Annotated in this window: 11 protein-coding genes and 1 pseudogene; 7 read left to right on the top strand and 5 right to left on the bottom strand. The window is 41.1% G+C overall.

Features of this window, described 5'->3' with window-relative positions; all coding sequences use genetic code 11:
• Positions 1–295: 295 nt before the first annotated feature.
• The 4 genes from sgrR to EAE90_RS00795 all read left to right on the top strand — a co-directional run bounded on the left by sgrR (position 296) and on the right by EAE90_RS00795 (position 4,396).
• Positions 296–1,957: an HTH-type transcriptional regulator SgrR gene (gene sgrR / locus EAE90_RS00810; RefSeq protein ID WP_214051844.1), complete on the top strand. Its 1,662-nt coding sequence runs from the start codon at positions 296–298 to the stop codon at positions 1,955–1,957.
• Between the two features lie 584 nt (positions 1,958–2,541).
• Complete coding sequence (gene mutH, locus EAE90_RS00805) at positions 2,542–3,228, top strand: DNA mismatch repair endonuclease MutH (protein ID WP_214051843.1); 687 nt, start codon at positions 2,542–2,544, stop codon at positions 3,226–3,228.
• A 92-nt stretch (positions 3,229–3,320) separates the two neighbouring features.
• Positions 3,321–4,034 (top strand): TerC family protein, encoded by a 714-nt coding sequence (locus EAE90_RS00800; protein ID WP_110090843.1) that lies wholly within the window; start codon positions 3,321–3,323, stop codon positions 4,032–4,034.
• Between the two features lie 170 nt (positions 4,035–4,204).
• Positions 4,205–4,396: a prevent-host-death protein gene (locus EAE90_RS00795; RefSeq protein ID WP_246550177.1), complete on the top strand. Its 192-nt coding sequence runs from the start codon at positions 4,205–4,207 to the stop codon at positions 4,394–4,396.
• A gap of 139 nt (positions 4,397–4,535) precedes the next feature.
• Here the strand turns inward: EAE90_RS00795 and speB are convergent, their stop codons facing one another.
• Together speB and speA are read right to left on the bottom strand one after the other, a co-directional pair.
• Positions 4,536–5,459 (bottom strand): agmatinase, encoded by a 924-nt coding sequence (gene speB, locus EAE90_RS00790; protein ID WP_214051842.1) that lies wholly within the window; start codon positions 5,457–5,459, stop codon positions 4,536–4,538.
• 168 nt (positions 5,460–5,627) lie between these two features.
• Positions 5,628–7,532 (bottom strand): biosynthetic arginine decarboxylase, encoded by a 1,905-nt coding sequence (speA, locus tag EAE90_RS00785; RefSeq protein ID WP_214051841.1) that lies wholly within the window; start codon positions 7,530–7,532, stop codon positions 5,628–5,630.
• Between the two features lie 632 nt (positions 7,533–8,164).
• Between speA and metK the strand changes: the two genes are divergently transcribed.
• The 3 genes and pseudogenes from metK to EAE90_RS00770 form a co-directional block, all read left to right on the top strand.
• The gene (metK, locus tag EAE90_RS00780; protein WP_011147846.1) at positions 8,165–9,337 is read left to right on the top strand and encodes a methionine adenosyltransferase; all 1,173 of its coding nucleotides are present in this window, start codon (positions 8,165–8,167) and stop codon (positions 9,335–9,337) included.
• A gap of 143 nt (positions 9,338–9,480) precedes the next feature.
• A complete protein-coding gene (locus tag EAE90_RS00775; protein ID WP_214051840.1) occupies positions 9,481–10,005 on the top strand; it encodes a SprT family zinc-dependent metalloprotease in 525 nt (174 codons plus the stop codon).
• A 139-nt stretch (positions 10,006–10,144) separates the two neighbouring features.
• Positions 10,145–10,234, top strand: a pseudogene (locus EAE90_RS00770) (IS1595 family transposase); the annotation flags it as partial.
• Here EAE90_RS00770 and EAE90_RS00765 read toward each other — a convergent pair.
• The 3 genes from EAE90_RS00765 to abgT all read right to left on the bottom strand — a co-directional run bounded on the left by EAE90_RS00765 (position 10,232) and on the right by abgT (position 13,160).
• Positions 10,232–10,369: a PAS domain-containing protein gene (locus EAE90_RS00765; RefSeq protein ID WP_339920566.1), complete on the bottom strand. Its 138-nt coding sequence runs from the start codon at positions 10,367–10,369 to the stop codon at positions 10,232–10,234. The pseudogene EAE90_RS00770 and the gene EAE90_RS00765 sit on opposite strands and share 3 nt — an antisense overlap.
• 314 nt (positions 10,370–10,683) lie before the next feature.
• Positions 10,684–11,361, bottom strand: coding sequence for a helix-turn-helix transcriptional regulator (locus EAE90_RS00760; protein ID WP_214051839.1), 678 nt, complete (start codon positions 11,359–11,361; stop codon positions 10,684–10,686).
• Positions 11,362–11,633: 272 nt separating this feature from the next.
• Positions 11,634–13,160: a p-aminobenzoyl-glutamate transporter gene (gene abgT / locus EAE90_RS00755; RefSeq protein ID WP_214051838.1), complete on the bottom strand. Its 1,527-nt coding sequence runs from the start codon at positions 13,158–13,160 to the stop codon at positions 11,634–11,636.
• Between the last annotated feature and the right edge of the window lie 17 nt (positions 13,161–13,177).

Genomic DNA, 13,177 nt, shown 5'->3' with positions numbered 1-13,177 from the left:
ATTAACAGATAAAATAGTGATAATAGCTGGACAAATCGCCACCAATGCCAGATGATTACTCGCTTTAAACTGATATGTAAAACTAACATGTAAAAAAGATGCGGGGAGTACATAATGCACAATAAGAAAAAAAGCCAGTAAGTTTCCTTACTGGCTGGCAAATCACCATTACTCAAGAAAATTGGGGGAGAAGCCAGATTTCGTCTGGCCTATTGAGCTACTTTCAATATGGATAATTATCGTCTCAATATAAGGAAATAAAAATTGATGAAAAATACTCTGGAGTTCCTCTTTTATGCCCAGTTCACGCTTACAACAACAATTCATTCGATTATGGCAACACCATCAAGGAAAAGAGGCTGAAACAACGTTACAAGAGCTGGCAAATGTACTGCATTGTTCAAAACGTCATATCCGTTCACTGCTCAACAATATGCAGAAAGCAGGCTGGTTACAGTGGCAGGCAGAATCCGGTCGGGGGAAACGTTCTCAACTGAATTTCTTGCGTGATGGATGGGAACTCCAGCAACAACGGGCTGAAGAGTTGCTTGAACAACATAACGTTGAGAAGCTAGTCCAACTGGTTGGTGATAAAGATACGGTCCGTCACATGGTACTATCCCAGATTGAACGCCGTTTTCGTCAGGGAAAAAACTTACTGCGGATACTCTATTATCGCCCCTTTCCTAATCTTCTACCCGGTTCACCGTTACGCCGTTCTGAAATTCATCTGGTCAGGCAGATATTTAATAGCCTAACCCGTATAAATGAGGAAAATGGGGAACCAGAAGCTGACTTAGCTCATCATTGGCAACAATTATCCTCAAATCATTGGCGCTTTTATCTACGCCCGGCTATCCATTTTCACCACGGCAGAGAATTACAGATGGCGGATGTCATCGCTTCGCTACAAAGATTACGCAACCTTCCTCTTTTTTCTCATCTTGAAAAAGTCACCACGCCCACACCCTATGTGATTGATATTTTTCTTTCAGAACCCGATCTCTGGCTCCCTTTATTAATCGGCAGCCCACATGCCATGATCTTGCCTCAAGAGTGGCAAAAGTTACCGAACTTCTCTCGTATGCCAGTGGGAACCGGCCCTTACCAGGTAATAAAAAACAGCGCTCAGAAACTACAAATTCGTGCCTTTGATAATTACTTTGGCTTTCGGGCGCTGATTGATCAGGTGAATATATGGTTTCTACCAGAATTAGCCGAGAAACTGGTTTGTACAACTCTGCATCTGGAAAGTGACAGCACGGATAATAACTCGTTAGATAGCAGGATAGAAGAAGGCTGTTATTTCCTACTACATGACCACCGTTCAATTCAATGTAAGAGAGAAGACGTTCGCCAATGGCTATGCAGCCTGCTAACACCGATCAATCTGCTAGCGCACTGTGACCCCTTTTATCAACGCCATTGGTCCCCCGCTTATGGTTTATTACTACGCTGGCATCACAGTAAGCTCATATCCGAATTGAACAAACCAGAGGACATTACCCATCTGACCGTCACGCTTTGTCATCAACATCATGAATACCACACAATCAGCCAGATCCTGCAAGCCATACTGGCCAAATGCGGCGTCGAATTGAAAATCAACATTGTGGATTATGATACATGGTTCAACGGTAACACTGAAAGTGACCTCTGGCTTGCTACCGCCAACTTTTATAATCCTCTGGAGTTTTCACTGTTCGCTACGCTATACGAGATGCCATTATTGAAAAAGTGCCTTGGTGATAACTTAAGTAAAGAGGTATCACAATGGCGACAACAAGAATTACCGCTTGAAGAGTGGTGCGAAAAAATAGTTGATGAACATTGGCTGCATCCACTGTTCCACCATTGGCTTGAGTTACAGGGACAGAGAAGTATGCGAGGAGTCAAAATGAACACCTTTGGTTGGTTTGATTTCAAATCTGCTTGGTTCAACCCATATGAAGGGTAATTCACAGAAAAGGCCAGAGTTATGAACATATACAGGTGCGTAAACTCGCTTTTATTCACTTTTTCTGTGGATATCTATGTGAAAAAGGCAGGGGTAATTCAGGTATAGCTTTATATTATGAATTATTAATCTATAGACAAAAAATGAAATAGTATTTATTTTTCATTGAAATAGCAGCTATTTATCTCGTTATTTCTATCATCAATCACGACTATAATGGACAACGTTAGTTGATAAGGACAAAAAACAACCAAATATCATGTTATCCACAGGTTATGCCTTTTAGTTAAGCCAAAAACAGTGGTTTTTGTAGAAAAAAGTGTGAGTCAAACCTGTAAATCAAACCAGTGATCTCATTTTCGTCTACTTATCCCATAAAACTGTGGATAACATGGTGTAAGATCCTGTTCATTATTACCGGCAATAGGTGAACAAGAACGGCAATCAATTTTACAATATTTGAAACAGCAATAAAAAATGTTTGTATATCATGCTATTATCACTTTTTAGCTATCGTATGAACCTCAGATTTATCATTCACAGAAACTAAGGCTGTTTTTTGACCTAAAAAACGGATATCCCAAATGAACACTCTTTTTTCCCCGCCACCGCCACCAGACAACGAGCAACAATTGTTTGAATGCGCCCAACTTCTGGCCGGCTTATCAATGGGAGAACTCGCGGCAAAAGCAAATTTACCTATCCCGCCCAATCTGAAACGAGATAAAGGCTGGGTAGGCATGTTGCTAGAATATTATCTCGGTGCGAGCGCCGGCAGTAAGCCAGAGCAAGATTTCGAACATATCGGTATTGAGCTCAAAACCATCCCTGTAGACAGAAGAGGTTATCCACTGGAGACAACATTTGTCTGCGTTGCGCCATTAACGGGGAACAGTGGCATTACCTGGGAAAGTTGTCATGTCAGACGCAAATTATCGCGAGTGCTATGGATACCTGTTGAAGGCGAACGGGAAATTCCTTTAGCCAAACGCCGAGTTGGTTCCCCTTTATTGTGGAGTCCCAATCAACAAGAGGAAGAGTTACTACGTCGCGACTGGGAAGAATTGATGGATTTCATCGTGCTTGGCAAAGTAGAGAGCGTTACCGCCCGTCATGGCGAAGTATTACAGTTACGCCCAAAAGCGGCTAACAGCAAAGCATTAACCGAAGCAATTGGAGTACACGGCCAGCCCATTATGACTTTGCCTCGCGGGTTCTATCTGAGGAAAAATTTCACCGCTCCTCTACTGGCCCGTCATTTCTTGATTTAACGTTGAGCTCCGATTGATTTTTACATTGGCATACTTACCTTGTACCTAATCACGCGTATAATTAGATTTTTACCTTAAGGTCTTAATAAGCAATGTTAGAATGGATTGTTGATCCCCACGCCTGGATGGCACTTGCCACCCTAACAATTCTAGAAATCGTTTTAGGGATTGATAACATTATCTTTTTGTCACTTGTTGTGGCAAAACTCCCTAACCATCAACAAAATAGAGCACGTAAGATCGGGCTAATGGGGGCAATGCTAATGCGCCTAGCGCTGTTAGCATCTATTGCCTGGGTTATTCGGCTAACCTACCCAATATTGACAGTTTTTGAACATGACATTTCTGCCCGTGATTTAATCCTATTCTTCGGCGGTCTATTCCTGATATGGAAAGCCAGCAAAGAAATCCACGAAGCAATCGAAGGTGACAATGAAGGAGAGCTAAAACGTCCTGTTCACTCCTTCCTGGGGGCAATCATCCAGATTATGTTGCTGGACATTATTTTCAGCCTGGATTCAGTCATCACCGCTGTTGGCCTGTCCGATCATCTATTCATTATGATGGCAGCCGTTATCATAGCCGTCGGTGTCATGATGCTCGCCGCTCGTCCTATCGGCGAATTCGTTGACCGTCACCCTTCCGTCAAAATGCTGGCTCTGTCGTTCTTAATCCTCGTAGGCTTTACCCTTATTCTAGAAAGCGTACAAGTGCATATACCTAAAGGTTACATCTATTTTGCTATGTTCTTCTCAATGGCAGTAGAAACGCTGAATCTCATGCGTGGGAAAAAGAAAAGAAATTAGAAGTAGCACGACAATAACGCTAAAAAATATCATTCTTTGATTCAAAAAGTACGCCATAGATGCCCAGTTCAGAACTGCGGCATCTCAATTCTATGCAGCAAAAAAATTGCCGGTTATTTCAGCATTTTTTATTGTACTCAACTAACCTAGCCAAGTATGAAGGCTTTATTATGACTATCCAAGCAAATATGCATGAAGCTAAAAGTAACTTAGGCCAACTAGCTGACAAACTTTATGTCCAACTTGTACCAATAACCCAACCAGATAGAATTCCTGGAGGATTCGAAGATCTTATTACCATAGGAGAGGATTTTTTTAATACAGATAGGGAAGTTCAGTTCATGTTTGAAGGTAGCAAGTGAAGCATAATAAAAGGTACCAGAAAAGCATATTAAAGGTTACACCAATCCAAATAATTGCCGAGTTTCAAGGGGATAGCGCCACAACTCAGTACGAATTTATTTCACTATCCCCTAAGACTATATTAAAACTATGTACTACTTAGCGCTTCTTAGCCGCCTGTAAATAAAGCATCTCCAGCGCAATAGTCGCACCTGCCAGAGCCGTAATTTCAGACTGATCATAAGCTGGAGCAACTTCCACCACATCCATACCGACAATATTTAGCGGTTGCAAACCACGCAGTAATTTCAGTGCCCGATCGGTTGTCAAACCACCAATGACGGGTGTCCCCGTACCTGGCGCAAAAGCCGGATCAAGACAATCGATATCGAAAGTCAGGTAAACCGGCATATCACCAACCGTCTCTTTTATCTGAGCAAGCACATCATCCACACTACGATCATTAACCTGATCAGCATCCAGCACCGTAAAACCATTATCCCGTCCATGTTCAGTACGAATACCAATTTGTACTGAATGATGCGGGTCAATCAACCCTTCATTTGGCGCATGATAGAACATGGTACCGTGATCAAATTGACTGCCATTTGGATAAGTATCAGCATGAGCATCAAAATGAACCAGAGCCATTTTGCCGAAATGTTTGGCATGAGCGCGCAGCAAAGGCAAAGTAATAAAGTGGTCCCCACCAAAAGAGAGCATACGCTTACCGGAAGCCAGCACTTTTTCAGCATGAGCTTGTAACTTATCACTCATATCCTGAGCATCACCAAAGTTGAAGACTAAATCACCACAATCCACAACGTTAAGACAATTGCGTAATTTAAAATCCCACGGCCAACGGCGGCTTTCCCATGCCAAGTTAGTAGAAACCTGACGAATAGCCGCAGGCCCGTGGCGGCTACCTGCACGGCCTGATGTTGCCATATCAAATGGCACCCCGGTAATTACCCACTCTGCATCGCTAGAATATGGCTGAAAATTCAACGGAAAGCGCAGGAAACCGAAGGCATTAGAAACCAAAGAGTCATCTTGTTGGTTGCCCAAGGTACTTATTGTCATGAGATATATCCTCAAAAGTTTCCTGACAGAACAAAGTCATTTAATACCAGAATACTCATGTCACGACGAAATGGGGTATTTCTGAGATAACCCCATTTTCTGCATTCCGTATCTGGTTTATATAAATAACATTATCTGTATACAGGAGGCTTAATTAACACCAGAAGATTATTCATCTTCCAGATATGTGTAGCCATAAAGACCACTTTCAAATTCCAGTAAAAATTGCTCTTGCAAACCTGTATCCAAATCCGTGCCTTTTACTTGATCACGGAAGCGAGCCATCAGTACGTTAGGGTCCAGTTTCACATATTGCAGCATATCGGCGACTGAATCCCCCTCTTCACTTTGGTTATAGGTCACTTCGCCATTATCGAATACATAAACATCAATGGCCGCTGTATCGCCAAACAGGTTATGCATATTGCCAAGAATTTCCTGATATGCTCCCACCATAAAGAAACCAATCATTGGCGGACAATCAGGATCATAAGCGGGCATCGGCATTGTCGCGGCTACACCATCACCATCCACATAATGATCAATAATACCATCGGAGTCACAGGTGATATCTAACAATACCGCACGGCGATCCAACGGTTTATCCAGTCCCTCAATAGGTAACACAGGAAACAACTGGTCGATACCCCATGCATCAGGCATAGACTGAAACAGTGAGAAATTCACATAGAATTTGTCTGCCATACGCTCTTGCAGCTCATCAATAATTGGCCGGTGAGCACGGTTGCTTGGATCAAGATCCTGTTGAATACGGCGACAGATATTTAGATATAACTCTTCCGCCCACGCTCGTTCTGTCAAATCCAGCATACCATGAGCATATTGTGTATGAACATCATGTAGATCGAGCTGACCATCATGCAGCGATTCGCGTAAAGAGCGTCTATTTCCTTCTGAATGCATCTCCTGCCATGTTTCCCACAAACTGGTGAGCGGACGAGAAGCATCCTCTGCCGGTGGCGTCGTTTGCGTAAATTCATTACGCTCAACCCCGATAACATTGGAGACCAAGACAGTATGATGAGCCGTCAGGGCACGACCGGATTCTGTGATAACAGTCGGATGAGGTAAACCATGTTCATCACAAGCATCGCCAATGCCCCAAATGACATTGTTGGCATATTCATTCAACCCATAGTTCACAGAACAATCAGATTGAGAGCGTGTCCCTTCATAATCGACACCCAGTCCACCACCAACATCAAAACATTGAATATTTACCCCGAGTTTATGTAACTCGACATAAAAACGCGCTGACTCACGGACACCTGTTGCGATATCACGGATATTCGCCAACTGTGAGCCAAGATGAAAATGCAACAATTGCAGACTATCAAGTCGATCCACTGCGCGCAAAGTCTCAACCAATTGCAATACCTGAGTTGCCGCCAGCCCAAACTTCGATTTTTCACCACCACTGGCCTGCCATTTACCTGATCCCTGAGATGCCAAACGTGCACGGACTCCCAAACGAGGGATCACATTTAATCGTTCAGCTTCTTCCAATACCTGGGCAATCTCAGACATTTTTTCGATCACCAAATAAACCTTGTGACCTAACTTTTCACCTATTAGCGCCAAACGAATATATTCACGATCTTTATATCCATTACACACGATAACGGTACGAGTCATACCCGCATGCGCTAACACCGCCATTAGCTCTGCTTTGGAACCAGCCTCAAGCCCTAAAGGTTCGCCGGAACAGGCCAGTGATTCAATAACGCGGCGTTGTTGGTTAACTTTAATGGGATAAACTAAAAAGTAATCGCCTTTATAGCCATATGACTCTCTAGCACGTTTAAATGCCGCATTAATTGAACGCAAACGATGTTGCAGGATTTGAGGGAAACAAAACAGCGCCGGTAAACGCAAATTTTTTTGCTCCTGCTGAACTCTTTTCACCAATTCCGCAAGATCAATTCTTGCCCCCGGCAAATCAGGATTTGGACACACACTAACATTGCCAAGATCATTGACGTAGTAGTAACTCCCTCCCCAATATGCAATATTGTAAGTCTGTTGCATTTTACGAGCGATATTATCATTCATGGCAGTCTCCTTAAGGGAGTTAGAGTTTTTCGCCTTCGCCTGTAATTAATAAATAACCCAAAACGCTATAATCTCGCGCGTTGAGAAATATCAGGGAACAGCATGCTCTCAGGTTGTAAAAAGCGTTTAGTTACTACTAAACAATGACAAAATTACCGAGTGACAATACGTCTGTCCGACATATCCGGCCTGTTTGCAGACAACAGATAACATCGAATTAAAGACATATTGAAAAGAAAGGAAAAAGACGCGGATATATCCGACGACAAGTGTGGCTGTTGGCCATTAGCAATCAGCAGATAATGGTTCATTACCCCATTCACCCCCACACATGACTCATATTTAAGGAGCCATTTTCTCGATTGAGAAACAGAAGCTATTTAGCTTTCTGCGAGACTGTAGCACAAATCATTCAACTACGGCCGCTGTTTATACTCGCAATCACACAAAATTGCAAAATGAAATTGCACAAAACTGGCATATAAACCAAGAAATTATTCATTCACCAGATGAAAATTACTCGCTGAACTAAAAAAATCTAGCACCCGGATAAGAATTATCCTAAAATAGCCATCTAGATGTTAATCCATCCATTTCCAAACTGAAATTATATTTTAAGGTAACGTTATATAATGACCACATACCTTTTCACTTCCGAATCTGTTTCCGAAGGGCATCCTGATAAAATTGCAGACCAAATATCTGATGCCGTTCTTGATGCTATTCTGGAACAAGATCCAAAAGCACGAGTTGCCTGTGAAACCTACGTTAAAACTGGCATGGTTATGGTTGGTGGTGAAATTACTACCAGCGCTTGGGTTGATATTGAAGAAATTACGCGACAAACAGTTCGAGAGATTGGTTATGTTAATTCTGAAATGGGTTTTGATGCAAACTCATGTGCAGTATTAAGTGCCATTGGTAAACAGTCACCGGATATTAACCAAGGTGTTGACCGTGAAGATCCCCTGCAACAAGGCGCTGGCGACCAAGGGCTAATGTTTGGTTATGCAACCAACGAAACTGACGTACTCATGCCTGCGCCTATCACCTATGCGCACCGTTTGGTTCAGCGTCAAGCTGAAGTTCGGAAAAATGGTGTACTACCGTGGTTACGCCCCGATGCAAAAAGCCAAGTCACTTTCCAATACAATAACGACAAAATTGTCGGCGTTGACGCGGTTGTACTTTCCACACAGCATGCTGAAAATATTAGTCAGAAAGATCTGCAAGAAGCCGTCATGGAAGAGATCATCAAGCCGGTTCTGCCTGCTGAATGGTTAAATCCAACAACCAAATATTTCATTAACCCAACAGGTCGTTTTGTTATTGGTGGCCCAATGGGGGACTGTGGTCTGACTGGCCGTAAAATTATCGTAGATACTTACGGTGGTATGGCACGTCATGGTGGTGGAGCATTCTCCGGTAAAGATCCATCCAAGGTCGACCGTTCAGCGGCTTATGCGGCACGCTATGTAGCAAAAAATATTGTTGCTGCTGGCCTGGCTGATCGTTGTGAAATTCAAGTTTCTTACGCTATCGGCGTTGCAGAACCCACGTCCATCATGGTGGAAACATTCGGTACTGAAAAAGTTTCAACAGCAACTCTAACGCTGCTGGTACGTGAATTCTTTGACTTACGCCCTCACGGTTTGATTCAGATGCTGGATCTACTACACCCAATCTATCGTGACACTGCCGCTTATGGTCATTTTGGTCGTCCACAGTTCCCGTGGGAAGCCACTGATAAAGCAGAAGCACTGCGTGATGCTGCGGGTCTGAAACTATCAGCGATGAATATGTAAAAATATAAAAGCCCGGTTTAGATAACTAAACCAGGCTTTTTTTAGCATTAGCTGACGATAGAATAATCCTTAAAAATATTATTATCGGTTGTTCAAGGATTTCTAATAAAATTCACTAATCCTCATTTATTTATTTTCAACACATGAAATCAGCTAGCGTTCCAATTTCTCTACAACAAGCCGTTATGAATACTTTGCGGCAAAAACTTCTACAGGCAAACTTATATCTCAACCGTGACTTTCCTGAACCTACAATAAACTACCGCCAGCGGGGAACTACCGCAGGCAGTGCCTATATAAAAAATTGGGAAATCCGCCTGAATCCCGTGTTACTGATTGAAAACCAACAAGCTTTTATTGATGAAGTTGTGCCTCACGAATTAGCTCATCTATTGGTTTATCGCTACTTTGGGAAAGTACCTCCACATGGGAAACAGTGGCGTTGGATGATGGAAGAAGTACTAAACATTCCAGCTAACCGTACACACAAATTTAAAATCGACTCAGTACGCAGTCAAACTTTTACTTATTACTGTAGTTGCCAGCAACATGAACTAACCCTGCGACGCCATAATAAAATTCTGCGAGGAGAGAGTCATTATATCTGCCAAAAATGTGGGAAAAAGCTTATTGCTAAATCAATAGATTCTCTCAATCCTAATTTATAAATATTTATAACAATAAAAATGTGATTTAATTATTCCACTCTATGAATATAAATCACATTAACAATAATATATAAACCAACATCCTAGTTACTATTTTAAGGAGCGGTCCTAGATAAGTAATTTGATCTAGGATATCCAAATGAGAAAAAGTCGAATTAGCCAATACAAGCAAAAACGTCTTCAGGCGCTCTTTGTAGCAGAGGCTACAGCTCGCACTGCGGCAGAGTTATTCTGGTACGTCAATCAGTTGATAAAAAGTGGGATTAGCATAGATAAATCTTGATTGGAGATCTTTTATTCCCCAAGGATCAATACTTTTTTCCCACATATAAATTAAATAGCGTTTCATAATTCCGCTACACATGACCTCCTTCAACCCATTGTTATACATAGAATTAGTGGTAGCATAAGATGTAGCGCTATTTTAGAATCTTATTTAATTGTGGAATGATATTATTCAGCTTATTTTTTATATTTGACATAGTAACTCCTTAACTACTATTAAATCATTATCTAAATAAATAGCTTTCTAGTCATATATAACACAACCTAACCATATAATGTAATATAACAATCATACAGCCAAAGACTGTGATAATTATTAAATTGGCTTATTTTTCCAGTTAAAAATTGCACGCCCATAATATAGCAATCTATTAAGGCTCTCAGTGTTCACTCTTAATCAAGAAAAAAATGACTGATAGATTTAAAGTATTTTGGTGGAATATAGAGATCATAATGATTTTCTTCGCAAAACAGTTTCAATTCAATAATTGATCCGATTGATAATTTCTCATAGATACTTTGGAAATACTTTTCCAAAGTACGACACGAAATTTTCATTTCATTAGCGATACATTGATTACTAACTCCACGGCAAAATAAAAAGATTACTATCCATTCTTTTTCTGTCAACATATTATTAGGTGGCCTAAGCTTAACAGATATAGTTGTATCGTTTTTAATATAATGATGTACTGAAAAGTTACTTACTCCTTTAATGTGACAAATTATTCCAATACATTGATTCTTTTCATCCATTAATGGGTATTTTTCACAGAGACAAGGATTAAGTTGTTGGCAATTGCTTTTAATATGAACCCCAATAATAGACGATATTCGTTGCATAGACTGTAAGACTTTACGATCATGCTCTTCAAAAAGGTGAGCAAGATAATTAAATGGAGTAGGTAATTCTTTAATAGTATATCCCATGATATTAAAGCCTTCAGGTAACTTACTTAATTTAATAAATTCTTTATTGGCATATATAAAACGAAGCTTCTTATCTTTTACAAACCATGATTCATGACTTTTATCCCACATATTTGTTAACTGAGGGGTGATTTGACTCATATATGACCTTCGATAAAGTTGAATATAAATAGAAAAATATTTCAACAATCGGCAAAAAAAGCGATTCGTTCCATAGGGAACTCTCTCATAATCAGAAGCTATAGTATTGCCATATAGTATTGCTATGGTTTCCGCAATATGAGTAGCCTCGAATTAAGATTATTCTTAATCATACATTTCAAATTCCATTTTGCCGCCCTGTTGGATTCAGTTATAAAAAACGCATTTAATGACGCTTTCATTCGACCACCAGCCTGCCTCCTTTATGGGGGTTACAGCAATGTAGGGTAAATACCTGGCCCAATGGGCAATCCAGCAAAATACCAACCTATAAGCAGCAATATCCAAACAGCAAAAAACACCAGCGGATAAGGTAATAACAGCGTGTAATAAGTACCTAACTGAGCACCCTTATAGTACCGCTGAAGAAACCCCAAAAAAAGCGGCAGAAAAGGTGACATCGGCGCCAACGGTAATACTACGGAATCAGAAATACGGAAGATGATCTGTGCAAAGGCTGGGTGAAAGCCAAGCAGGACAAACATGGGGACAAAAATAGGCGCCAAAATCGACCAAATGGCAGAACCACTTGCGATGAACATACATAAAAAGGCAGATAAAAACATTAATCCGACGAAGGCAGGAACACCTGTCATACCCAAGGCTTCTAGCAAATCGGTTAGCCCTATCGCCATAAATTTGCCCATGTTACTCCAGTTAAAGAAGGCAACAAATTGAGCCAGAGGAAAAACCATTATGATGAAGCCTGCCATGTTTTTCATGGGGTCAACGAGCAAGTCAGGAATATCATTAGATTTTTTTATCTGTTTTGTTGAAACGCCATATGTAATCGAAACCACGAAGAAAAACAAAATAATGACCGGCACGATCCCTTTTATGAATGGCGATGGAATGATTGAGCCAGTCTGTGGATCACGCAGTAGTGCATTTTCAGGAACAACTAGCAACGCAACAATACCGATGAAAATTAGTGCAGATAGACTACTCATTAGCAGCCCACGATTTTGCTGTGGCGTGAGCTTTACTAACTTCTCATTGTGACTTCCTTCCCATACTGGAAGGCGTGGCTCAACAAACTTATCCGTTAAGATAGCGCCTGCAATCGTCAGTACAATCACTGATGTTGCCATAAAATACCAGTTATCGATGACACTGACGTGTAAGTTGGGATCAAGCATTTTAGCCGCTTCAGTACTGATACCAGATAACAGAACATCGGTAGTAACAATCAATAAGTTCGCCGTAAATCCTGAGGCAACACCAGCAATAGCGGCCAGTAGGCCAGCAACAGGGTGGCGACCAACCGCAATAAAAATTAGCGCGCCTAATGGAGGCATAACAACGAGTGCGGCATCCGAAGAGATATGGCTAAAAAAGGCAATAAATAGCACCATATAGCTGGCGTAACGTTTATTAATACCAGAAGCCATTTTATACATCAGGGTTTGTAACAGGCCGACTTTTTCTGCAAGCCCTGCACCAATGACCAGTGCTAATATTGCTCCAAGTGGTGTGAAGTTACTGAAATTTTTAACAATATTAGGCAGGATCCACTGTAATCCTTCAGCGCTAAGTAAGTTTTTAACTCTAATGAGCTCTCCATTTGCAGGGTTTTTTACGGCCAAATCAAACCAAGACAAAATAGCAGTCGCTATCATTAAAACAGCTATTAAATAGATAAATAAAATAAAAGGATTTGGAATTTTATTCCCAACTCTTTCGATCCAACCAAGAATACGTCCCGGGCTCTTATTTACAGGGATAGTTGTTTCACTCATGGTTTTTCCTTTGTGTT

It is taken from the genome of Photorhabdus caribbeanensis (assembly GCF_018448885.1).
GTDB lineage: Bacteria > Pseudomonadota > Gammaproteobacteria > Enterobacterales > Enterobacteriaceae > Photorhabdus > Photorhabdus caribbeanensis.
The sequence above is the reverse complement of the archived record's forward strand: the minus strand, read 5'-3'. Positions and strand labels throughout refer to the sequence as shown.

Excerpts from the sequence above, each read along its gene's own strand:
- sgrR (WP_214051844.1), top strand. The coding sequence starts at position 296 with ATGCCCAGTTCACGCTTACAACAACAATTCATTCGATTATGGCAACAC.
- mutH (WP_214051843.1), top strand. The coding sequence starts at position 2,542 with ATGAACACTCTTTTTTCCCCGCCACCGCCACCAGACAACGAGCAACAA.
- EAE90_RS00800 (WP_110090843.1), top strand. The coding sequence starts at position 3,321 with ATGTTAGAATGGATTGTTGATCCCCACGCCTGGATGGCACTTGCCACC.
- EAE90_RS00795 (WP_246550177.1), top strand. The coding sequence starts at position 4,205 with ATGACTATCCAAGCAAATATGCATGAAGCTAAAAGTAACTTAGGCCAA.
- speB (WP_214051842.1), bottom strand. The coding sequence starts at position 5,459 with ATGACAATAAGTACCTTGGGCAACCAACAAGATGACTCTTTGGTTTCT.
- speA (WP_214051841.1), bottom strand. The coding sequence starts at position 7,532 with ATGAATGATAATATCGCTCGTAAAATGCAACAGACTTACAATATTGCA.
- metK (WP_011147846.1), top strand. The coding sequence starts at position 8,165 with ATGACCACATACCTTTTCACTTCCGAATCTGTTTCCGAAGGGCATCCT.
- EAE90_RS00775 (WP_214051840.1), top strand. The coding sequence starts at position 9,481 with ATGAAATCAGCTAGCGTTCCAATTTCTCTACAACAAGCCGTTATGAAT.
- EAE90_RS00765 (WP_339920566.1), bottom strand. The coding sequence starts at position 10,369 with ATGTGTAGCGGAATTATGAAACGCTATTTAATTTATATGTGGGAAAAA.
- EAE90_RS00760 (WP_214051839.1), bottom strand. The coding sequence starts at position 11,361 with ATGAGTCAAATCACCCCTCAGTTAACAAATATGTGGGATAAAAGTCAT.
- abgT (WP_214051838.1), bottom strand. The coding sequence starts at position 13,160 with ATGAGTGAAACAACTATCCCTGTAAATAAGAGCCCGGGACGTATTCTT.